The sequence below is a fragment of the Sphingomonas sp. BK069 genome, from assembly GCF_014193405.1.
In the GTDB taxonomy this organism is placed as follows: Bacteria; Pseudomonadota; Alphaproteobacteria; order Sphingomonadales; family Sphingomonadaceae; genus Sphingomonas.
The window spans coordinates 205,925-227,631 of sequence record NZ_JACHZH010000004.1; the positions used below are offsets into that span (position 1 = coordinate 205,925).

Annotated in this window: 20 protein-coding genes; 11 read left to right on the forward strand and 9 right to left on the reverse strand. The window is 72.3% G+C overall.

Going from position 1 to position 21,707, the window contains the following annotated elements; translation table 11 throughout:
• Positions 1-27: 27 nt before the first annotated feature.
• Genes FHY02_RS14520 through FHY02_RS14530 form a run of 3 tightly spaced genes read right to left on the reverse strand, consistent with a single transcriptional unit; the run spans position 28 to position 3,856 of the window.
• Positions 28-2,367 carry a xanthine dehydrogenase family protein molybdopterin-binding subunit gene (locus tag FHY02_RS14520; protein ID WP_183923377.1) on the reverse strand — a complete coding sequence of 780 codons (2,340 nt, stop codon included), beginning with the start codon at positions 2,365-2,367 and terminating at the stop codon, positions 28-30.
• Positions 2,364-3,353 carry a xanthine dehydrogenase family protein subunit M gene (locus tag FHY02_RS14525; RefSeq protein WP_183923379.1) on the reverse strand — a complete coding sequence of 330 codons (990 nt, stop codon included), beginning with the start codon at positions 3,351-3,353 and terminating at the stop codon, positions 2,364-2,366. Before FHY02_RS14525 ends, FHY02_RS14520 begins: the two co-directional genes overlap by 4 nt.
• Positions 3,350-3,856, reverse strand: coding sequence for a 2Fe-2S iron-sulfur cluster-binding protein (locus FHY02_RS14530; RefSeq protein WP_183923381.1), 507 nt, complete (start codon positions 3,854-3,856; stop codon positions 3,350-3,352). Before FHY02_RS14530 ends, FHY02_RS14525 begins: the two co-directional genes overlap by 4 nt.
• A gap of 210 nt (positions 3,857-4,066) precedes the next feature.
• Here FHY02_RS14530 and FHY02_RS14535 point away from each other — a divergent pair, with 210 nt between their 5' ends.
• Positions 4,067-4,759: a glutamine amidotransferase gene (locus FHY02_RS14535; RefSeq protein WP_311721978.1), complete on the forward strand. Its 693-nt coding sequence runs from the start codon at positions 4,067-4,069 to the stop codon at positions 4,757-4,759.
• Between the two features lie 4 nt (positions 4,760-4,763).
• Here FHY02_RS14535 and FHY02_RS14540 read toward each other — a convergent pair whose 3' ends face one another.
• Together FHY02_RS14540 and FHY02_RS14545 are read right to left on the reverse strand one after the other, a co-directional pair.
• A complete protein-coding gene (locus FHY02_RS14540) occupies positions 4,764-5,465 on the reverse strand; it encodes a YafY family protein (protein ID WP_183923385.1) in 702 nt (233 codons plus the stop codon).
• A gap of 125 nt (positions 5,466-5,590) precedes the next feature.
• Positions 5,591-6,178 carry a glutathione S-transferase family protein gene (locus FHY02_RS14545; RefSeq protein WP_183923387.1) on the reverse strand — a complete coding sequence of 196 codons (588 nt, stop codon included), beginning with the start codon at positions 6,176-6,178 and terminating at the stop codon, positions 5,591-5,593.
• A 465-nt stretch (positions 6,179-6,643) separates the two neighbouring features.
• Here FHY02_RS14545 and FHY02_RS14550 point away from each other — a divergent pair, with 465 nt between their 5' ends.
• From FHY02_RS14550 to FHY02_RS14560, 3 genes are read left to right on the forward strand one after another with little or no spacing between them, the layout of a single operon-like run.
• Positions 6,644-7,096 carry a DUF2231 domain-containing protein gene (locus FHY02_RS14550; protein WP_183923389.1) on the forward strand — a complete coding sequence of 151 codons (453 nt, stop codon included), beginning with the start codon at positions 6,644-6,646 and terminating at the stop codon, positions 7,094-7,096.
• On the forward strand, positions 7,093-8,415 hold the full coding sequence (locus FHY02_RS14555) for a sorbosone dehydrogenase family protein (RefSeq protein ID WP_183923391.1): 1,323 nt from the start codon (positions 7,093-7,095) through the stop codon (positions 8,413-8,415). The genes FHY02_RS14550 and FHY02_RS14555 overlap by 4 nt, the downstream gene beginning before the upstream one ends.
• Positions 8,416-8,455: 40 nt before the next feature.
• The gene (locus FHY02_RS14560; RefSeq protein ID WP_183923393.1) at positions 8,456-8,635 is read left to right on the forward strand and encodes a hypothetical protein; all 180 of its coding nucleotides are present in this window, start codon (positions 8,456-8,458) and stop codon (positions 8,633-8,635) included.
• A 3-nt stretch (positions 8,636-8,638) separates the two neighbouring features.
• On the opposite strand, the gene FHY02_RS14565 is transcribed toward FHY02_RS14560, so the two are convergent.
• The 3 genes from FHY02_RS14565 to FHY02_RS14575 all read right to left on the reverse strand — a co-directional run bounded on the left by FHY02_RS14565 (position 8,639) and on the right by FHY02_RS14575 (position 11,624).
• Positions 8,639-9,763, reverse strand: coding sequence for an acyltransferase (locus FHY02_RS14565; RefSeq protein WP_183923395.1), 1,125 nt, complete (start codon positions 9,761-9,763; stop codon positions 8,639-8,641).
• Positions 9,760-10,188 carry a GtrA family protein gene (locus FHY02_RS14570; protein ID WP_183923397.1) on the reverse strand — a complete coding sequence of 143 codons (429 nt, stop codon included), beginning with the start codon at positions 10,186-10,188 and terminating at the stop codon, positions 9,760-9,762. The genes FHY02_RS14565 and FHY02_RS14570 overlap by 4 nt, the downstream gene beginning before the upstream one ends.
• Positions 10,189-10,781: 593 nt before the next feature.
• Positions 10,782-11,624: a hydroxypyruvate isomerase family protein gene (locus FHY02_RS14575; protein ID WP_183923399.1), complete on the reverse strand. Its 843-nt coding sequence runs from the start codon at positions 11,622-11,624 to the stop codon at positions 10,782-10,784.
• Positions 11,625-11,709: 85 nt separating this feature from the next.
• On the opposite strand from FHY02_RS14575, the gene FHY02_RS14580 reads away from it, so the two are divergent.
• The 6 genes from FHY02_RS14580 to FHY02_RS14605 all read left to right on the forward strand — a co-directional run bounded on the left by FHY02_RS14580 (position 11,710) and on the right by FHY02_RS14605 (position 19,466).
• Positions 11,710-15,270, forward strand: a complete 3,561-nt coding sequence (locus tag FHY02_RS14580; protein ID WP_311731842.1) for a hydantoinase B/oxoprolinase family protein — start codon at positions 11,710-11,712, stop codon at positions 15,268-15,270.
• 360 nt (positions 15,271-15,630) lie between these two features.
• The gene (locus tag FHY02_RS14585) at positions 15,631-16,284 is read left to right on the forward strand and encodes a DUF969 domain-containing protein (protein WP_183923401.1); all 654 of its coding nucleotides are present in this window, start codon (positions 15,631-15,633) and stop codon (positions 16,282-16,284) included.
• The gene (locus FHY02_RS14590) at positions 16,281-17,180 is read left to right on the forward strand and encodes a 5-oxoproline transporter, DUF979 family subunit (RefSeq protein ID WP_183923403.1); all 900 of its coding nucleotides are present in this window, start codon (positions 16,281-16,283) and stop codon (positions 17,178-17,180) included. Before FHY02_RS14585 ends, FHY02_RS14590 begins: the two co-directional genes overlap by 4 nt.
• On the forward strand, positions 17,177-18,172 hold the full coding sequence (locus FHY02_RS14595) for a DUF2891 domain-containing protein (RefSeq protein ID WP_183923405.1): 996 nt from the start codon (positions 17,177-17,179) through the stop codon (positions 18,170-18,172). Before FHY02_RS14590 ends, FHY02_RS14595 begins: the two co-directional genes overlap by 4 nt.
• Before the next feature lie 203 nt (positions 18,173-18,375).
• The gene (locus FHY02_RS14600) at positions 18,376-18,999 is read left to right on the forward strand and encodes a YbhB/YbcL family Raf kinase inhibitor-like protein (RefSeq protein WP_183923407.1); all 624 of its coding nucleotides are present in this window, start codon (positions 18,376-18,378) and stop codon (positions 18,997-18,999) included.
• A gap of 29 nt (positions 19,000-19,028) precedes the next feature.
• Positions 19,029-19,466, forward strand: coding sequence for a DUF3429 family protein (locus FHY02_RS14605; protein ID WP_183923409.1), 438 nt, complete (start codon positions 19,029-19,031; stop codon positions 19,464-19,466).
• Between the two features lie 28 nt (positions 19,467-19,494).
• Here FHY02_RS14605 and FHY02_RS14610 read toward each other — a convergent pair whose 3' ends face one another.
• On the reverse strand, positions 19,495-20,403 hold the full coding sequence (locus FHY02_RS14610; RefSeq protein WP_183923411.1) for a VOC family protein: 909 nt from the start codon (positions 20,401-20,403) through the stop codon (positions 19,495-19,497).
• A 504-nt stretch (positions 20,404-20,907) separates the two neighbouring features.
• Between FHY02_RS14610 and FHY02_RS14615 the strand changes: the two genes are divergently transcribed.
• Positions 20,908-21,705 (forward strand): SGNH/GDSL hydrolase family protein, encoded by a 798-nt coding sequence (locus FHY02_RS14615; RefSeq protein WP_221198660.1) that lies wholly within the window; start codon positions 20,908-20,910, stop codon positions 21,703-21,705.
• Positions 21,706-21,707: the final 2 nt, after the last annotated feature.

Here is a 21,707-nt window from a genome sequence, read left to right on the forward strand (position 1 = left end):
CCGCCGCGCGCTTTCCCCACCGCCGCGCTATAGCAATTTGTCCAGCGTGATCGGCAGGTCGCGCACGCGCCGGCCGGTGGCGTTGTAGATCGCGTTGGCCACCGCCGCGCCCACGCCGGTGATGCCGATCTCGCCGACGCCGTGCGCGCCCATCGGCGTGTGCGGGTCGGGGATATCGGTCCAGATCACATCGATCTCGGGCACGTCGAGGTGCACCGGCAGGTGATATTCGGCGAGGCTGGGATTCATGATCCGGCCGTTGCGCTCGTCGAACTGGGTCTCCTCCATCAGCGCGAGGCCCAGCCCCATGATGATGCCGCCGCGGAACTGGCTGGCGGCGGTCTTGGCGTTGAGGATGCGACCGCAGTCGAACGCGCCGAGGAAGCGGCTGACCCGCGTCTCGCCCGTCACCGCATTGACCTTTACCTCGCAGAACAAGGCGCTGTGCGAGTGCATCGACCAGTGCATCAGCTCCAGCGGCGGCGAACCGGCCTTGGTGACGGTCACCTCCTCCCGCTGCGCGCGCGCCAGGATCGAGGCGTAGCTCTCGCGCCGCGCAACGTCGTCCAGCTTGGCCAGCCCGCCGTCCTCGCTGCCGACCTCGCCCGCCGCGAGCCCGGCGAGCGACGAGTCGTTCCCCGCCAGCGTCAGCAGCTCGGCCACCAGCGCGTTGTGCGCGGCGATCACCGCCGCGCCGATCGCGGCGGTCTGCTGCGACCCCCCCGCCATGATCGCGCCAGGGATGGCGGAGTCGCCGTAGGCGACCTCGACGCGGTCGAGCGGCAGGCCGAGCCGCTCGGCGGCGACGATCGCGGTGGTGGTGGAGGTGCCCATCCCCATCTCCGCCGCCGCGACCTCGACCAATGCGCTGACCCCGTCGCCGTCGCGGCGGAGCGTGATCCGCGCCTCGGCGCCGGGCATACGATAATAGGGATAGGTGCCGGTGGCGCAGCCGGTGCCGACCAGCCACTCACCCTCGCGCCGCGCGCCCGGCGCGCCGCGGTCCGACCAGCCGAAGCGCGCCGCGCCGTCGCGCCATGCCTTGTCGATGTGGCGCGACGAGAAGGGCAGCCCGGTGGTGGGGTCCTTGTCGGGCTCATTGCGCAGCCGCAGCTCGACCGGGTCGATCGCCAGCGCCACCGCCAGCTCGTCGATCGCCGACTCCAGCGCGAAGGTTCCCACCGCCTCGCCGGGCGCGCGCATGAAGGTGTTGGCGAGCATGTTCATCTGCGTCACCTCCACCTGCAGCCGGATGTTGGGGCAGGCATAGCCCGCGCGGGTCCCGAGGATAAACGGCTCGGGCATGTTGTTGTGCGGCGACATCACCGACAGGCCGGTGTGGATCAGCGCCTCGAATTTGCCGTCGGCGCTGGCGCCTATCGCCACGCGCTGCTCGGTCAGCGTTCGCCCGCCGACGACGCGGTACACGCCCTCGCGCGACAACGTGATCCGCACCGGGCGCCCGGACATCTTCGCCGCGGCGGCGCCGATCACCTGATGGTCCCACAATCCCTTGCTGCCGAAGCCGCCACCGACATAGGGCGAGGTCAGCCGCACCTGCTCAGGGGTGAGATCGAAAACCTCGCCGATCGTCTGCGCCTGCTGCGTCACCATCTGGCTGGCGTCGTGGATCACCAGCTCGTCGCCGACCCAGGCGATCGTCGCGGCGTGCGGCTCGATCGGGTTATGGTTGTGCCGCGGCGTGCGATAGACCGCGTCGACCTTGACCGCGGCCTGGGCCAACGCGCCCTCGGCGTCACCGATCTCGTTGAGCAAAGGCTGGCCCATGAACAGGCCCTGCGCGATGCCGTTCGCCTTGGCGCCGTGCAGCGAGGTGGTCGAGGGCTCGGCGGCGTAGGTGACCTCGACCAGCGCGGCGGCATGGTCGGCCTGCTCCTGCGTCTCGGCCAGCACCGCGACGATCGGCTGACCGTTCCAATGGACGCGATCGTCCTGGAAGATCGTCAGGTCGGCGGGGCCGACGCCGTGCGGAGAGGAACCGAACGCGGGCGGCTTGTTCATCCGAGGCGCGTTGAGGTGTGACATGACCAGCACCACGCCGGCCGCGCCCTCGGCCGCGGCGCTGTCGATCGCGGTGATGCGCCCGCGCGGGATGGTAGCGTAGACCAGCGCGCAATAGGCCATGTTGTCGAAGCGGAACTCCGCCGCGAACGGCGCCGCGCCCTTCACCTTGAGCGGTCCGTCGAGCCGCGACACCGGCGTTCCGATCAGCCCATGCTTGTGCTGGATCAGCGGGTCGGGCACGCCGCCGGGGATCCAGCTGTCGGGCGCGAGCGGGACCAGCTTGGTCATTGCGCCCTGCACGAGGCCCTGCGCGCCCTGCTTGACCGTGTCGACGATGCTCATGCCGCCTCTCCCTTGACCAGCTCGCCCAGCACCGCGGCGAGCGTCCGCCCCGCCAGCGCCGGCTTGAACGCATTGTGCCGCAGCGGCGCGGCGTCGGCGAACTCCAGCGCCGCGGCGGCGTGGAACGCCTCCGCCGTCGCGGGCCCGCCGCGCAGCGCCGCCTCGGCCTTGAGCGCGCGCCACGGCTTGTGCGCGACGCCGCCGAACGCGACGCGCACGTCGCCGACGCGGTCGCCGTCGAGCTCGATCGCCGCCGCCACCGAGATCAGCGCGAAGGCGTAGCTCGCGCGGTCGCGCACCTTGCGATAGGTCGAGCGCGCCGCCAGCGGCAGCGCGGGCAGCTCGATCGCGGTGATCAGCTCGCCCGGCGCCAATATCGTATCGCGATCGGGCGAGTCGCCCGGCAGGCGGTGGAAGTCCGCGATCGGCACCGTCCGCTCGCCGCCGGCACCGGCGACATGCACCTGCGCGTCGAGCGCGACCAGCGCGACGCACATGTCGCTCGGATGGGTCGCGACGCACGCCTCGGACGCGCCGAGCACCGCGTGGATGCGGTTGAAGCCGTCGCGCGCGTCGCAGCCCTCGCCCGGCGAGCGCTTGTTGCAGCGCGATCCGTCGGTGTCGTAGAAATAGGTGCAGCGCGTACGCTGGAGCAGGTTGCCGCCGACCGTCGCCATGTTGCGGATCTGCGCCGAAGCGCCCGCCAGGACCGCGCGCGACAGCATCGGATAGCGCTCGCGCACCGCGCGATGCTCGGCCAGCGCGGTGTTGCGCGCGGCCGCGCCGATCCGCAGCCCGCCGCCGTCGGTCTCCTCGATCGCGGCGGAGAGGCCGGTGACGTCGACCAGCGCCTCGGGCCGCGCCACCGTCTCGCGCATCAGGTCGACCAGATTGGTGCCGCCGCCGAGATAGGCGGTGGCGCTCGCCGCGCCGAGCCGCAGCGCCTCGTCGGCGTCGCCCGCGCGGGCGTAGGTGAAGGGGGTCATGCCGCCCACTCCGCGGCGACGGTGGCGCGGATCGCGTCGACGATCCCGTTGTGCGCGCCGCAGCGGCACAGGTTACCGCTCATCCTTTCCTGCACCTCCTCCCGGGTGAGCGCCACCGGCGCACCGAGGTCGGCGCTGACGTGGCTCGGCACGCCGCGACCCGCCTCGGCCGCCATGCCGATCGCCGAGCAGATCTGGCCGGGCGTACAATAGCCGCACTGGAAGCCGTCATGCTCGATGAACGCCTGTTGCAGCGGGTGGAGCCCGTCCTCGCCCGCCAGCCCCTCGATCGTGGTGACCGAGCGGCCCTCGTACTGCACTGCCAGCGCGAGGCAGGAGAGGATCCGCTCGCCGTCCACCAGCACCGTGCAGGCGCCGCACGCGCCCTGGTTGCAGCCCTTCTTGGTGCCGGTGAGATGCAGCGCCTCGCGCAGGTGATCGAGCAGCGAGACTCGCGGGTCGGACGGCGGCGCCACCGCCTCCCCGTTGACGATGAGCGACATAAGGGCTTCTCCCTACCTCTCCGATGCGGCGCGAGCGCCGTGCTAACCTATACCAAGTTTCGGAAAGCGCGCGGCATCTTTCGCGGCGACGCGGCACTCGATCGGGCGCGGCGGCGCGTCATCGTGGCGCGCGGACGCGGCTGGGCTAAGAGCAGGACGAGAGGACGCGCCGAATCGTCGCCGCGCCGGTCACCTACGCGGAGGACTCCCGTGCCGCTCACCGCCGTCGCGATCCGTCATGTCGCCTTCGAGGACCTCGGTCATCTCGACGCGCCGCTGCGCACCGCCGGCTTTGCGATCCGCTACGTCGAGGCGGCGGATGGCGTCGCAGCGGTCGACCCGCTCGCGCCCGACCTGCTCGTCGTCCTCGGCGGCCCGATGGGCGTCTACGAGACGGCGGAGCACCCCTTCCTCGCCGAGGAACTGGCGCTGCTGCGCGCCCGGCTGGCGGCGGGGCGGCCGACGCTGGGGCTGTGCCTCGGCGCGCAACTGATCGCCGCGGCGCTCGGCGCGCGCGTCTACCCCGGGTCGGTCAAGGAGATCGGCTACGCGCCGGTGACGCTCACCGCGGAGGGGGCGGCCTCACCGCTCGCCGCGCTGCCCGCGGGCCAGCCGGTCCTGCACTGGCACGGCGACACCTTCGACCTTCCGGCGGGCGCGACGCTGCTCGCCTCGACCGACCTCTACCGCCGACAGGCGTTCGCGGTCGGTCGCCACGCGCTCGCCTTGCAGTTCCACCTCGAGGCGGACCGAATCGAGCGCTGGCTGGAGGGCCACGCCGCCGAGCTGCGCGCCGAGCGGATCGACCCCGCCGCGCTCGCGCGCGACGCCGCGCGCCACGACGCCGTGCTGCGCGACGCGTCCGAGGCGGTGCTCACCCGCTGGCTGTCGGCGTCAGCCTGAGCGCTCACTCGGCTGCCTCGCGTCGCGCCGCCATCATCGCGAGCCAGCGCCGCCGCAGCACCGCGCGACGTTCGGGGTAGCGCTCGTCGAGGAAGGTGACGCTCGCGAGCCGGTCGGTGCGGAACATGCGGAAATCGCCGCGCAGCTCGCACCAGGCGATCAGCATGCGCTTGCCGTCCATATAGCCGACCAGGAACGGCCACACCGTCCGCTCGCTCGGCTCGCCCGCGGCGTCCGCATAGCCGATCCGCAGCTTGCGCCCCTGCAGGCTCCAGGCACGCAGACGCGCGACGTCGATCCCCGCGTCGGCGCGCTCGCTCCACGACGGCGGGGTGATCACCGCGGGCTCGTCGATCGCCGCGCGCAGCCGCTCCGGGATCACCGCCGCCACCTTGGCGAGCACGTCGGCCGCGGCGCGCGCCAGCCCCTCGTCGGCGTGCACCAGCACCCATTGTGCGCCGAGCACGACGGCCTCGACCTCGTCCGAGGTGAGCATCAGCGGCGGCATGTCGAAGCCGCGCTCCAGCACGTAGCCGATCCCCGCCTCGCCGCGGATCGGGACGCGCTGCGCCACCAGCGCGGCGACGTCGCGATAGACCGAGCGCCGACTGGTCTCGAGTTCGGCCGCGATCGCGTCGGCGGTCAATGGGCCGGGCGCGCGGCGGAGCAGCTGGACGATCTCGAACAGGCGGTCGGCACGACGCATTGGCCGATCCTAGAGCCGCGCGAGCGGCGAGGCGAGCATCGCGATCAGCGGCGGCGCGGCGCTCGCCAGGATGAGCAGCGAGGTGGCGAGGAAGCCTGCCGCCCCCCAGCGCAGGTCGCGCGCGGTCACGCCGGCACCGCGTCGCGTGCCATGGCGCGCTGGAAGGCGGGACGTTGGGTGAGCCGCGCGAGATAGGCGGGCACCGGGCCTTGCTGCGGCATCAGCTGATGCGCCCAGCCGAGCGTGCCGCCCATCATCACGTCGGCCGCGCTGAAGCGCTCGCCGAGCAGCCACGGCCCGTCCGCCAGCGCACGCTCGACCCGCGCCAGCGCGGCGGCGAAGGCCGGCGGGATCTCACCCTCGGCAGCGCCGAGGCGAGCGCCGATCGCCGGGCCGAACTCGCCCTCGATCCAGCTGAGCCAGGTGAGATAGCGGCCGCGGTCGTGGTCGCCGATCCAGGGCGCGAGCCCGGCACCGTCCGCCTGATCGGCGAGGTAGGTTGCCACCGCAACGGACTCGGTGACGAGCACCTCGTCGTCGAGCAGCGCGGGCACCTTCCTGTCGGGGTGCGGGTTGGCGGCGTCAGGTCCTGCGCCGCTGCCGTCGCGGTAGCGGATCGTGACGTAGCGGAGCTGGTACGGCACGCCGAGCTCCTCGAGCAGCCAGATGATCCGGGTCGAGCGCGAGCGCGGGGCGTGGAACAGTGTCAGCATGGGAGGTCTCCTGGGGCCAAGGCGGCCGGTGGAGACGGTGTACGCCGGGCCTGCTGCCAGCGTGGTGGCAGCAGGGTGTGGGTCGGCAGGCTGGTGTGAACCGGCGAGCGGGGAGAGCTATGGGAGGTGTCAAAACGGCCGGGGCCGGTCGTGCCACCGCTCCTCTCGTCATTCCGCGAAGGCGGGGATCCAGATACGCGGATGCTGGGGCAAGAAGCGCCACGACAGCGCGTCTCGATCCCCGCCTGCGCGGGGATGACGGAAGAGGAAGGACGGGGATGACAGAAGAGGAAGGGCGGGGATGACGGAAGAAGCGGAGGCGGCGGATCGAGGGGAGTGCCAGCGGAAAGATCACCGGCACCGTACGGCGCTTGATCTCGATCGATGTCTTCGTCCCGCCGCGCGCGGAACTGCGCCCGTCGCCCGCTCGTACTCGCGCCACTCGGACCGGAAGGACCTGACACGATGGCATCCAGCCCCGGGCGCTCTGCGCTCGCCCCTCTCGCGTTCGCGGGGAGGCCGATCTACCCGGTGCTGCTGCCGGTGCCGATTACGCTGTTCATCGCCGCGCTCGTCACCGATCTCGCCTATGCTGGCAGCGCCGAGATGATGTGGCTCGACTTCTCGTCCTGGCTGCTGCTCGCCGGGCTGATCGCGGGCGGTGTGGCCGGTGCTCTGCTGCTGGTCGAACTGGTCCGTGCCGGCGCGGCGCGGCGGGGAGCGCTCGGTCTGCACTTCACGCTGCTCCTCTCCGCCTGGATCGTCGAGGTGCTCAACTCCTTCATCCACGCGCGCGACGGGTGGACCGCGGTAGTGCCGACCGGGCTCGCGCTGTCGGTACTCGCCGTGTTGCTGGCGCTCGCCGCCGGGTGGTTCTGGCAGGCGGTGCCGCGGCGCCACTCGGGAGACGTGCGATGACCCGGCGGCTGACATTCGTGCTCGTCGCGCTCCCGCTTGCCGCCTGTGGCAGCGGGCAGCAGATCGACCAGAACCGTCAGTACGGCGCCAACCCGGTGCTGCCGGCGCCGCACGAGCAGCTCGTCGCGGACGTCGGGGTCTACGAGACCGTCGGCTGGAAAAAGGGCGAGACGCCCACCGTCCCCGCCGGCTTCCGCATCGAGCCGCTCGCCAGCGGGCTCAGCAACCCGCGCAACGTCGTCGCGCTCCCGAACGGCGACGTGCTGGTGATCGAGTCGCGCAACGAGGGCAAGGAGCCGGTGCAGCGCCCCAAGGACCCGATCCGCGACTGGGTGATGGCGCGCGCCCACTCGCAGACGCAGAGCGGCGACGCGCCCGCACCAAGCAACCGCCTGACGCTGCTGAGCGGCGCAGCCGGCGATGGCCCGCCAGCCGCGCGCTCCATACTGGTCGACAAGCTCAACGCGCCGTTCGGCGTGGTCGCGCTGGGCGGTCAGCTCTATGTCGCCGACACCGACGCGATCATGCGCTATCCCTTCACGCCGGGGCAGACGCGGATCACCGCGCCGGCGACACGGCTGACCCCGCTGCCCGCGGGGACAATCAACCATCACTGGACGAAGAGCCTCACCGCCAGCCCCGACGGCACGCGGCTGTACGTCGGCGTCGGCTCGAACAGCAACGCGATGGAGCGCGGCAGCGACGCCGAGCGGGACCGCGCCGCGATCTTCGAGGTCGACCCGCGCACCGGTGCGTCACGGCCGTTCGCCACCGGGCTGCGCAATCCGAATGGCCTCACCTTCTATCCCGGCACCAACACCCTGTGGGCGGTGATCAACGAACGCGACGAACTCGGCCCCAACCTGGTGCCCGATTATCTCACCTCGGTCCGCCCCGGCGCCTTCTACGGCTGGCCGTACAGCTATTACGGCCAGCACCTCGATCCCCGCGTCAAGCCGCAGCGCCCCGACCTGGTCGCGCGCGCGATCGCGCCCGATTACGCGCTCGGCTCGCACGTTGCGCCGCTCGGTCTCGCTTTCTACACCGGGGCGAGCTTCCCGGCGGGCTATCGCGGCGGCGCCTTCGTGGGCGAGCACGGCAGCTGGAATCGCACCGCGCCGCACGGCTACAAGGTCACGTTCATCGCCTTCCGCGACGCGCGCCCCATCGGCGTGCCGCGCGACTTCGTCACCGGCTTCCTCAAGGACGGCAAGGCGCGCGGTCGCCCAGTCGGTGTCGCGATCGATCCGCGCGGGCGGCTGCTGATTGCGGACGACGTCGGCGGCACGGTGTGGCGCGTCAGCTATGCCCGCGGCTGAGCCGCTGGCCAGCGCGGCACGAAGCGCGTAGCAGGGCGCCATGGCCGACCGCTTCGAGAGACATCGCCAGCCGTGGCGCCCCGACGAGCTCCAGAAGCTTCACACCCTCGCGAAGAAGGGCATGGCGCTGAAGGCGATCGCCAAGGCGCTGACGCGCAGCGAGGAGTCGGTGAAGGAGCGTGCCAAGCAGGACGGCCTCTCGATCGCCAAGCTGCGCTAGGCGTCAGGCGCCGATCAGCAGCCGCGAGCGCGTCCCGACCAGCGTGCGCAGCAGCTGGACCAATCCTAGCGACAGCAGCAATCCCGCCGCGAAGGTAGCGCCGATCGCGGCGAGCAGCGCCCACCACGGCTGATCGTCTGGCACCCACGCCCCGACCAGCCGCGCCACCGGCCGCAGGATCGGCCCGTGGACGAAATAGATGCCGAACGCCGCCCCGGCGACGAACCCGCTCGCCGCGCGGGCGCCCGACGGCAGCGCGGCCTCACGCGCGCGCGCCCAGAGCAAGAGCAGCAGCGCGATCGTCGCGCGCTGGAGATAGAAGGCGCTCTCGCGCAACGACACGCCATGCCAGGCGTCGCGCTCGAGGACGTAGAGCAGCACCAGCCCGATCGTCGCCGCCGCGGCGACGAGGCCGAGCCAGGCCGCCCGCTGGCGCAGCCAGGCGAGGCGCACCTCCAGGTCGAGCCCCACCGCGATACCGATCGCGTAGGCGCCCGCGAAATAGACGATCATCGCTGGCGTCACCTCGGTTCCCGTGCGCGACGCGAGCAGCGGCGCCAGCATCAGCACCGCGCCGGGCCAGCGCAGGCGCGGCCCGCGCAGCGCGGCGAGCAGCGCCGGGCTCACTAGGTACAGCGCCAGGATCACGGGTATGTACCACAAGGTATTCCAGGTCGCGCCGGTGACCAGATTGGTCGCCAGTGTGCGCGCCAGCAGCGGCGCGTCGTGCGCGGCCAGCGCGGCCTGCGCGGTGGCGTTGGTGGCCAGCGTCAGCACCAGCGTCACCGCCGCATAGGGCAGCGCCACCGCGGAGAGCCGCTGCGCGAGAAAGCGGCGATGCGGGCGGGGCGCGAAGATATGGCCGTAGAGCAGCCCGGAGATGATCGCGAAATAGACCGTCGCGTCGTGCGCGACGACGTGGAGCAGCGCCTGCACCGCCGCGGCGTCACCGTGCCACGCCGGCAGGCCGCGCAGCAGCAGCGCGTTGCCGGCGTGGATCAGCACCACCTGCACGATGCTGAAGCCGCGGAACAGGTCGACGTAGCCCAGGTGCGCGCCTGCACCGGACGACGGTCGCACCGCGAGCGCCTCGACGGCGCCGTCGCGCGGCGCGAGCACGAGGGTCACAGCGGTGCGCCCGCCACCGACCGCCCGTCGACCCGGCGCGGCGCGCGAAACACCCACCAGCGCTGCAAGGCGAAGGTGACGGTAGGGGTGATCAGCACGCTCGGCACCAGCGGCACCCAGTCGGGCCCCTGGAGCGGGCCGGTGATGATCCAGGTGATCGCGCAGTTGATCAGCAGGCCGACCACCTGGGTCAGCAGGAACTTGGCGCGGGTCCGCAGTCCGAAGGGCGCGGCACCCGCCTCGCCGAAGGTCACGCGCGACTGCAGGTGGTAGCCGACATAGACCGAGAGCAGGAACGCGGGCAGCACCGCCGCCACGTTGAGGCTGACGGGCAGGATGATCAGCACGTAGGCAAGGTACACCGACGAGTAGATCGTCGCGCACAATCCACCGATCACGCCGAACCGGACGATCTGCCCCCACATGACCTGTCCCCTCTTCCCTGCGCGGCAGCCTAGCAGCGGGCGTGTGCCGCGGACTCCCGCAGACGAGCGCGCCACGGCTATTGCGGGGGATGCCGAAGGGGGTGTCAGAACCGCCGCGTTCGATCGACTAACTTGTTTGATCCGCGTCGCTTACCGGCGTCGTGTGCGCTCCTGGAGCATGGTCCGCACGTCAGGAACACGAGCGTGCTCCTGGACAAGCGAGACCTTTGCGAAACTTCCTCACGTGCTCCCGCGCACGCGGGAGCCCAGGCTCCTCTCGCACCACAAGCCGTTGCTTTGCGAGGTTCTGGGTTCCCGCGTTCGCGGGAAAACAGCTGGCCGACGAGCGGCATCGTCCCTTACGCAAAGGTCTCGCACAAGCAGGAGCCCAGTGCCACCAGTGCTGTCCCCGCGGCCTTGGGCTTCGTCGTTCGCGGGAGCACGCTTCAGCTTCGATGGATCGAACTTCGGTCAAGCCGTGAGCCGACCTTTGCCCGCCTGATCGTCCGGAATGGCTTTGAGGTCGCCATGCGTGACCGCGGCGCGTCCGGTCACGCGCGCCGTACCCGCGCGGCGCGGCGGTTAGCGGCCGGTCACGCGGCGCAGGTCTTCACCGCGCGCGCGAGCGCGGGCAGCGGATCGCCCTTGGGCACGAACTCGTGCGCGAGATAGCCGTCGAACCCGGTGTCGGCGAGCGCGCGTGCGAAGGCGCCCCAGTTCACCTCCTGCGTGTCGTCGAGGTCGTGGCGCCCCGGCACGCCGCCGGTGTGGACGTGGCCGATCCAGCGGATGTTCTGGCGCACCGTGTCGATCAGGTCGCCCTCCATGATCTGCATGTGATAGGCGTCGTACAGCAGCTTCACGTGCGGCGAGCCCACCGCCTCCATCACACGTGCGCCCCAGGCGGTGTGGTCCGCCATATAGTCCTTGTGGTCGATCTTGCTGTTGAGCAGCTCGAGGCAGATCGTGACGTTATTGTCCTCGGCGATCTTCTTGACGCGGTTGAGCCCGGCGATCGTGTTCTCGGCGCCCTGCTCGTCCGACATGCCCTTGCGGTTACCCGAGAAAGCGATGACGTTGGGCACGCCCGCCTTGGCCGCCTGCGGGACGCCGACGCGATACTGCGCCTCGATCGCGGCGTGGTTCTCGGTGCGGTTGAGCCCGTTCGGGATCTGCATCACGTCGGCGGCGTAGCCCATCGTGCAGCGCAGGCCGTGGCGGCGCGGCACGTCATAGTCTTTGGGCTCGAGCAGGTCGATGCCGTCCAGCCCGATCTTGGCGGCGAAGGCGCAGAGCTGGTCGAGCGGGATCTTCTCATAGCACCAGCGGCTGACCGACTGTTTGAGGCGCCTGCGCGGCGGCGTCGCCGGCCCGGCGACGGCCGCGCTGGCGGCGAGGGTGAGTGACGTGCCGATGACCTGTCGCCTTGTAACCATCTTCCGAGTGTAGCGCGGTCGCCCGCGGGGGCAAGCCGCCGCGCGGCGATCGACAAGAAGCGGCGGCGCTGCGATAGCTTGTGCGGTGTCGACCGCGTCCCCCGCCCCGCTCCGCCGCATCGCTATCGACCGCGGCGGCACCTTCACCGACGTGGTCGCCGAGCGCGAGGACGGCACCATCGCGGTGGTCAAGCTGCTCTCGGTCGATCCCGGCCGCTACGACGACGCCGCGGTGGAAGCGGTGCGGCGGCTGACCGGCGTGCGCGACGGCGCGCTGCCGCCGCTCGATGTGCGCATCGGTACCACGGTGGCGACCAACGCGCTGCTCGAGCGGCGCGGCGAGCCGGTGCTGCTCGCGATCACGCGCGGCTTCGGCGACGCGCTGGCGATCGGCTACCAGGACCGACCCGACATCTTCGCGCGCGCGATCGAGCGCCCGCCGCCGCTGCCAGAGCGCGTGATCGAGATCGACGAGCGAGTCGACGTCGACGGCGCGGTGGTGCGCGCGCTCGACCTCGCCGCGGCGGAGCGCGACCTGCGCGCCGCGTATGACGCCGGGCTGCGCGGGGTCGCGATCGTGCTGATGCACGGCTGGCGCTATCCCGCGCACGAGGCCGCGCTGGCGGATCTGGCGCAGGCGATCGGCTTCACCCAGATATCGGTTAGCCACCGCGTGGCGCCGCTGATCCGGCTGGTCGCGCGCGGCGACACCACCACGGCCGACGCCTATCTCTCGCCGGTGCTGCGCCGCTACGTCGACGGGCTGGAGGCGGCGTTCGGCGGCGCGCCCTTGTTCATGCAGTCGTCGGGCGGACTCGCCGCGGCGCGTGCGGTGAGCGGCAAGGACGCTTTGCTGTCGGGACCCGCGGGCGGGATCGTCGGCATGGCCGCGGCGGCGCGCGCCGCCGGGGTCGAGCGCGTGATCGGCTTCGACATGGGCGGCACCTCGACCGACGTTTCTTTGTGGGCGGGCACGTTCGAGCGGCGCCAGGAGGCGGTGATCGGCGGCGTCCGCGTCGCCGCGCCGATGCTGCGGATCGACACGGTCGCGGCCGGGGGCGGCTCAATCTGCGGCTTCGACGGGGGCCGCTTCACCGTCGGGCCGGAGAGCGCCGGCGCCGACCCCGGCCCCGCCTGCTATCGCCGCGGCGGGCCGCTGACGGTGACCGACTGCAACCTCCTGCTCGGCAAGATCGTGCCCGAGCATTTCCCCGCGGTGTTCGGACCTGGGCGCGACCAGCCACTCGACTACGCCGCCGCGCGCGCCCGGCTCGAGGCGCTGCTCGACATGGTGGAGAGCGCGACCGGCACGCGCCCCGACCCGCTCGCCGCGGCGGAGGGGCTGGTGGCGATCGCGGTCGCCAACATGGCCAAGGCGATCAAGTCGGTGTCGGTCGCGCGCGGGCATGATCCGGCGAGCTACGCGCTGATGAGCTTCGGCGGCGCGGGCGGGCAGCACGCCTGTCTCGTCGCCGACGCGCTGGGGATGCGCGACGTGCTGATCCACCCGCTCGCCGGCGTGCTCTCGGCCTGGGGGATCGCGCTCGCCGACCAACGCGCGGTGCGCCAGCGCACGGTTGCGGCGCCGCTCGACGCGGACGCGTGGCGCGAGACGCTGGACCAGCTCGCCGCCGCGGCGCGCGCCGAGCTTGACGGTGCGGCGACCACCGAGGCGATCGCGACGCTGCGCTACGCGCGCACCGACCAGGGGATCGAGGTGGCGGTCGCCGACGCCGCGGCGATGCGCGCCGCGTTCGAGGCGGCGCACCGCGAGCGGTTCGGGTTCACCGCGGACGACGCGCTGATCGTCGAGCGGCTCCAGGTCGAGGCGATGCGCGCCAGCGCGGTGCCGGCAATGGCGGCGCCGGAGGCGTCGGCGGCTGCGCCCGACACGGTGACGGTGACGATGGCGGGCGCGTCGTACCGGGCACGGCTGCATCGCCGCGAGACGCTCGGCGCGGGCGCGCGCGTTGCCGGGCCGGCGCTGCTGGTCGACTCGACCTCGACCGTGGCGGTCGAGCCCGGCTGGGAGGCGGCGGTGCTGGATGACGGCACGCTGCGGCTCACCCGCGTCGCGGCACGCGCGGCAACGGCGGGCGACGCCGCGGTCGATCCGGTGCGGCTGGCGATCTTCGCCGGGCTGTTCATGGGACTGGCGGAGGAGATGGGCTCCGCGCTCCAGCGCAGCGCCGCCTCGGTCAACATTCGCGAGCGGCTCGATTTCTCCTGCGCGCTGTTCGACGCCGGCGGTCACCTCGTCGCCAACGCGCCGCACATCCCGGTGCATCTCGGCTCGATGGGCGACTGCGTCCGCCACCTGATCGCCAGCCGCGGCGGCGACGGGCGCGGGATGCGCCCGGGCGACGCCTATGCGGTCAACGACCCCTATCGCGGCGGCACGCACCTGCCCGACATCACCGTCGTGCAGCCGGTGTTCGCGGGCGATAGCGCGCCCGCTTTCTTCATCGCCGCGCGCGGGCACCACGCCGACGTCGGCGGCACCAGCCCCGGCTCGATGCCCGCGGACAGCCGCACGCTCGCCGACGAGGGCGTGGTCTTCGACGACGTGCTGGTGCTCGCCGAGGGCCGGCTGCGCGACGCCGAGGTGCGCGCGCTGTTCGCCGGCGGCCAGCACCCGGCGCGCGCGATCGACCAGAACATGGCCGATCTCGCCGCGCAGCTCGCCGCCTGCGCGCGCGGCGCGGCGGGGCTCGAGCGGCTCGTCGCCGAGCAGGGGCGCGAGGTGGTGGCGGCCTATATGGAGCATGTCCAGGCCCACGCCGAGACGCTGGCGCGCGGCGCGGTACGGTCGCTGTCGGACGGTGCCTTCGCCTATGCCACCGACGACGGTGCGGAGGTGTGCGTCGCGGTACGCGTCGACCGCGACGCCGGGGCGCTGACGGTCGACTTCACCGGCACCAGCGCGCAGCGGCCGGGCAACACCAACGCGCCGCTGGCGGTGACGCGCGCCGCGGTGCTCTACGTGCTGCGGACCTTGGTGAGCGAGGACACGCCGCTCAACGACGGCTTCCTGCGCCCGGTGACGCTGATCGTGCCGGGGGGCTCGATGCTCAACCCGCGCTATCCCGCGGCGGTGGTGGCGGGCAACGTCGAGACCAGCCAGGTCGTCACCGACGCGCTGATGGGGGCGCTCGGCGCGTTGGCGGCATCGCAGGGGACGATGAACAACTTCACCTTCGGCGACGCGGCCCACCAATATTACGAGACGATCGCGGGCGGCGCGGGCGCGGGTGACGGCTTCGCGGGCGCGAGCGCGGTGCAGACGCACATGACCAACAGCCGGCTGACCGATCCCGAGGTGCTGGAGACTCGCTTCCCGGTGCTGCTCGAGGCGTTCGCGATCCGGCGCGGCTCGGGCGGCGCGGGGCGCTGGGCCGGCGGCGACGGCGCGGTGCGGCGGGTGAGGTTTCGCGCGCCGATGCGGGCGAACATCCTGTCCAACCACCGTATCGTGGCGCCATTCGGGCTGGCGGGGGGCGGCGACGGTGCGGTGGGGGCGAATCGGGTGGAGCGCGCGGACGGGCGCGTCGAGACGCTCGGCGCTACCGCCTCGGTGGACCTAGCGGCGGGCGACGTGTTCGTGATCGAGACGCCCGGCGGCGGTGGCTATGGGAGCGAGGCGTGAGCGGGTGGGGCTGTCGTCGTCTGAGCGGTGCGGGTCAGGATGATGGGATGGTGCCAGCACCGCCTTTTGGATCAAGCCCGTACCCCGGCGCAGGCCGGGGTCCAGTTGCGGGCCGCTCGCGTGAGCCGCTGAAGCCATTCCATCTGGGCGCCGGCCTCCACCGGGGTGCCGATGAGGTGAAGGGACATGCCTTTTCAAGCCTCCACCCCGGTCGACGCCGGGGTCCAGTTGGGGAACGTGGGTGGTTCTCACATCAGCCTTCCCACCTGGACCCCGGCGTGCGCCGGGGTGGCGGAACGCGCGATCGGGCTCAGAGATGATCCGCGACCATCGTCTTCTCCCCACCCGGCCCCGCCGCTGATGCTGGTCCTCGCCGGCGTCGCCGTGATCGCGCTGGGCTTCCTGCTGCGCTTCAACCCGCTGCTGGTAATCGTCGTCGCCGCCGCGGTGACCGGGCTCGCCGCCGGGCTCGACCCGTTGACGGTGCTCGCCAGGTTCGGCCACGCCTTCAACCAGAGCCGCTACGTCACCGCGATCTACATGGTGCTCCCGGTCATCGGCCTGCTCGAGCGCGCCGGGCTGCAGCAGCGGGCGCGCGGACTGGTCGGCGGGCTGCGCGGGCTCACCGTGGGGCGCCTGCTCGCCGGCTATCTGCTGTTCCGCCAGCTCTCCGCCGCGCTCGGGCTCAACGCGGTGGCGGGGCCGGCGCAGACGGTGCGACCGCTCGTCGCGCCCATGGCCGAGGCCGCCGCGGCACGCCAGGGAGAAGAGGACGGCGAGCCCATCCGCGCGCTCGCCGCGGCGACCGACAATATCGGGCTGTTCTTCGGCGAGGACATCTTCATTGCGATCGGCTCGATCCTGCTGATGCGCGGCGTGCTCGAGGGCTATGGCGTGCGCGTCGAGCCGTTCCAGCTCTCGGTCTGGGCGATCCCGACCGCGCTCGCCGCCTTCCTCGTCCATGGCGCGCGGCTGTGGTGGATCGATCGCCGGCTGAAGCGGCGCGCGCGATGATCGGGCTCAACATCGTCTATGCGGTCGCGGGACTGTTCTTCGCCGCCTGCGCGGTGCTCGGCGCGACCGACCGCCGCTGGGCCAACGCGCTGTTCCACGCGCTGCTCGCGCTCTCCTTCTTCGCGGGCGACGCGATCGGCGATCTCGGCAACGGCGTGCTCGTGCTCGCGCTGGTCGCCACCGCCACCTCGGGCCGGATGCGCCGCGGCGAGCCCGAGACGGCGGGTGAGCCACACGGCCCGCTGCTCGCGCTGGCACTGGTGATCCCCGCCGCCGCGCTCGGCGGCACCCTGCTGTTCAAGCGCCTGCCGACGCTGGTCGACTCGCAGCAGGCCACGCTGGTGGCGCTGACACTCGGCGTGCTGGTCGCGCTCGCGCTCGGGCACTGGCGGCTGCGCGCGCCGCCGCTCGCGGGGGTGCGCGCGGGGCGGCGTCTGCTCGACGAGATCGGCTGGGCCGCGATCATGCCGCAGCTGCTCGCCAGTCTCGGCGCCGTGTTCGCGCTCGCGGGCGTGGGCGACGTGGTCGGCGGGCTGGTCGGTGGCGCGATCCCGGCGGGGAGCGTGCTCGGCGCCGCGATTGCCTATGGGCTCGGCATGGCGCTGTTCACGATCGTGATGGGCAATGCCTTCGCCGCCTTCCCGGTGATGGCCGCGGCGGTCGGCATGCCGCTGCTGGTGCGCCAGTATGGCGGCGACCCCGCCGCCGTCGCCGCGATCGGCATGCTGGCGGGTTTCTGCGGGACGCTGCTCACGCCCATGGCGGCGAACTTCAACATCGTGCCCGCCGCTTTGCTCGAGCTGCGCGACCGCTACGGCGTGATCCGCGCCCAGGCGGCGACCGCGCTGCCGCTGCTCCTCTTCAACGTGCTGCTGCTATGGTGGGCGATCCGATGACCAGGCTCGACCCCGCGCTCGCCGCGCGCTTCGCCCGCATCACGCTCGACCATGTCGGGCGCGATTATCCGTACAAGCTCGACCATGTCCTCACCGGCGCGCACGACGCGGTGCCGCCGGCGACGCTCCACCCAATCTTCCACGGCAGCTTCGACTGGCACAGCTGCGTCCACGGCTGGTGGCAGCTGCTGACGATCCGCCGCCTGTTCCCGTCGCTGGCCGAAGCCGAGGCGATCCGCGCGCGCGCCGACGCCATGCTGGTCCCCGGCAAGGTCGCGGGCGAGCTCGCCTACCTCGACCGGCCGACGAGCGGCGGGTTCGAGCGACCCTACGGCTGGGCGTGGCTGCTCGCGCTCCATGGCGAGGCGGCGCGGCATGCCGCGCCGTGGGGCAAGGCGCTGGAGCCGCTGGCGCGTGCCTTCGCCGCGCGCTTCGCGGCGTATCTGCCCAAGCTGACCTATGCGGTGCGCGTCGGCACGCATTTCAACACCAGCTTCGCGCTGGTGCTGGCGCGCGACTGGGCGCTCCGCCACGACCCCGCGCTGGTCGAGCTGATCGACGCGCGCGCGCGCGGCTGGTTCGGCGGGGACCGAGCATGTCAGGCGTGGGAGCCGTCGGGCGACGACTTCCTCTCCTCGGCGCTGTGCGAGGCGCTGCTGATGAGCCGCGTGCTACCCGCGGACGCGTTCGGCGCGTGGTTCGACGCCTTCCTCCCCGACGTCGCGCGCGGCGAGCCGGCCAGCCTGTTCCGACCGGCGCATGTGTCCGACCGGAGCGACGGCAAGATCGCGCACCTCGACGGGCTCAACCTCAGCCGCGCCTGGTGCTGGCGCCAGCTCGCCGCCGCGCTCGGCCCGCGCCACCCCGCCGCCGCGGCGATGCGCCACGTCGCCGAGGCGCACCTCGCCGCCAGCCTGCCGCACCTCGACGACGATTACATGGGCGGCCACTGGCTGGCCACCTTCGCGCTGCTGGCGGTGCTGTCGGGTTGATCCTGCAACTGTCCGCTATGGATAAGCGGCGTGCTCCTGCACACGCAGGAGCCTAGGGCCGAGAGCGCCACCTTCGTGGCCCTGGGCTCCGGCAGTCGCCGGAGCACGGTGTCGCCTGAGCCCGATTGAGTGTCAGCCGCGCAAGCCCACCGCAACCAGCCGGCGCGCCGGCGGTTCACCGCGTATCACCCGCAGGAGGCGCTATGCTCGAACATGTTCCCCACTGGCTCGGCAGCCTGTTGCACAACGTCCGCGCCGGCCATGCCAAGCTGGTGATCGTGCAGGACGGGATCGTGCCCGCGGGCGGCGCGCAGCTCACGCTCTCCAGCCCCGCCTTCGCCGACGGCGCGCGGCTGCCCGAGCGCTTCACCGCCGACGGCGCGGGCGTGTCGCCGCCGCTCACCTGGACCGGTGTGCCCGCGGGCGCCGTCGCGCTGGCGCTGCTGGTCGAGGATCCCGACGCGCCCGCCCCCAACCCGCTCGTCCACGCGGTGGTGTGGAACCTGCCGCCCGACTCGGCGGGTCTCGAGGAGGGCGCGATCGCGGCCGACGGGCGCGGCGCGTTCGACGGTTCGGACGTCGGCCGCAACAGCTACCAGCAGGAGGGCTGGCTGCCCCCCGACCCGCCCACGGGCCACGGCAGCCACGACTATGTGTTCCAGCTGTTCGCGCTGAGCGAGGCCGCCGCGCTCGACGTCAGCCCGGGGCGCAGCGCGGTGCTGGAGGCGCTGCGCGGGCGCGTGCTCGCGGCGGGCATGCTGAGCGGCACCTATTCGCGCGGCGAGCCGGCCGAGATCGGCCCGGTCGGCGCGGCGCAGCCCGCCTGAGCCGCGTGCGCGACCCGACACCCCGCCCATTGCCCCCTGCGCCGCGCTGGCTCGGACTCTCCGGGCTGCTCCCGCCGGCGGGCTGCGTCGCGGTCGCGCTCGCGCTGCCGGCGCTGCAGCCCGCCGCGACGCTGGTGGGCGGGATCTATGCCGCGGTGATCCTTTCGTTCCTCGGCGGACTGTGGTGGATGGACTCGCTCGAGCGCCGCGTCACCGCGGCCTCGCCCTATGTGCTGGCGGTGGCGCCGAGCCTGGTCGCCTGGGCGGCGCTGCTGGCGTGGCTGCTCGGCGGCGCGCCGCCCGCCTCGTCATTGCTCGCGCTCGGCGCCGCGGTGCTGGTCTCCCCGCTCGCCGATCGCGCCGCCTCGCCGGCCGTGCGCGAGCTGCCCGGCTGGTGGGGGCTGCGGCTGGTGCTCTCGGGCGGGCTCGGCCTCCTGACGCTGCTACTGGCGCTGCTGGCGCGATGACGTCGACCGTAAGGGGGCGAGCCGTTCCTCACCCCTCGGGATCGGGAGCGGTGAAGGCCGAGCAGCACGGCTCGGTCACCGCATGGAACTCCATCAGCTCGACCCGTGTGCCATCGGGGTCGTAGAGGTTGGCCTGCCACTTGCCGTCGAGCCCCATCTGCGGGCCGTCGTGGCGGCCGGTCATCTTCTTGCCGCGGTACAATTCGGTGACGGCGGTCTGCATGTTGCGCACGCCGAGCGAGAGGTGGTTGAGCACGCCGAGCTGGCGTGCGTCGAGGGACGCCTCGGTCACGCGCGAGCCCTCGCCGACCATCATATATTCGAGCCAGTCGCGCCCGTCTGGCGTCTGCTGCGACACCCAGTCGACCTTGGGTGGCTCGAACGAGCCGAACCAATAGGGGCGGAAGCCCAGCAGGGTGCGGTAGAAGCCGTCCTCCTTGGCGCGGTCGCGCACGGCATGGCCGATGTGGATGATCCGGCCGCTCACCGCACCGGATACCGCCGCGGCGCTGGTCTTGGTCTCGACGAACTGCACTTCATTACCCTCGGCGTCACGCGCGCCGAAGCGGCGCTCGCCCGCGCTTTGCTCCAGCGCACCGACGCTGGAAGCGCCGCGCGCCAGCAACCAGGAGCGCAGCGCCGCGGCGTCGGGGGTGCGGTAGGCGGCGTGCGCGAACAGGCTGGCGCCGAGCCCAGCAGGCGCGGGCAGCACCTCGACGAACTGCGTACCGCTGAACTGGAACCGCGCGCCGGCGCCATTCTCCGGGTCCGCCACCTTCCGCGCGCCGAGGACGCCGGCGTAGAAACGTTCCGACGCGACGAGGTCGCGGCTGTACACCGCCAGATGCGAGATGCCGGTGATCGGCGGCCGCTCGGGCGCGCGCGCGCCGACAAAGAAGACCGCCGCGACGATCATCGCCGCCCGCGTGAGACGCATGTGAGACCCTCCCCTGCCGCGCCGAAGAAATAGCGTCAGGTCGATAGGTTAGCTGGCACTTGCGCGCGTGTCACGGGGCGTCGCGCGGAGACGAAAAGAGCGTCGGGCGTGGCCCGTTTACCGGCCCTAGCCGCCTGGCCCCTGAACGTGGCAGCGCCTCGAGACGAGGCTTCGACAAGCTCAGCCTCTCCTCAGCGCGAACGGGAAAGCGGGGGACCGGCCTCGGTACGGTCTGTGCTTGTGAAGAAAGCGGAAGAGCTACAGCCGTTCGCGCTGAGGAGGCACTAAGCTCGTCGAAGTGCCGTCTCGAAGCACCTCGCGAGCTGTTCCCTCGCCAGCCATCCACGGGAGGCGCCGAGCGTCGGTTTGGCGACAAACGAGGTGTTCGATTCACCAGTAAAAGTCCGCTTCATCATCGGTTGCGTCCGCCCCTCCGCCCGTTGTAGCGTCGCGCGAGGAGCGCTGCCCGACCGAGTGGCGGCGCCGGGCGAGGGAGAGGAAGCGTTGCGCGCATCGATCAGCTGGGCCGCCGCCGCGGCACTGCTCGCCACCGCGACCGTCGCGACGGCGCAGACGAAGATACCCGGTGATCCGTACGCCGACGATCCCTCGGGCATCGTCGCCGACCCGTGCCCCGCACACCCAAAACCGGCGGACAAAACCGCGGGGACGATCGCGAACCTCCACATGCTCACGCGCGACCACGGACAGCTGTGCCGCTACGCCGCGGCCAACCGCGCGTTGACGGAGAAGCCACGCGTCGTCTTCATGGGCGATTCGATCACGGACAATTGGATCAACCTCGCGCCCGATTTCTGGCGCGACGGCCGCATCGACCGGGGCATCAGCGGCCAGACCACGTCGCAGATGCTGCTGCGCTTCCGCCAGGACGTGATCGACCTCCACCCACAGGCGGTCCACATCATGGCGGGCACCAACGACGTCGCCGGCAACACCGGCGCGACCACGATCGAGACGGTCGAGGGCCATATCCAGAGCATGGCCGAGCTGGCGCGCGCCAACGGGATCAAGGTGATCCTCGCCTCGGTCCCGCCCGCCGCTGCCTTCCCGTGGAGCCCCGACAAGCGCCCCGCGCCGCAGATCGCCGCGCTCAACGCTTGGCTCAAGGCCTATGCGCGTCGCAGCGGCGCGACCTGGGTCGACTATCACCCGGTGCTCGCCACGCCGGAAGGCGCGATGCGCGAGGGGCTGGCGAGCGACGGCGTCCACCCCACCGCGGCGGGCTATGCGGCGATGGCGCCGGTCGCGCTCGACTCGATCCGCCGCGCGCTCGGGCGCTGAGC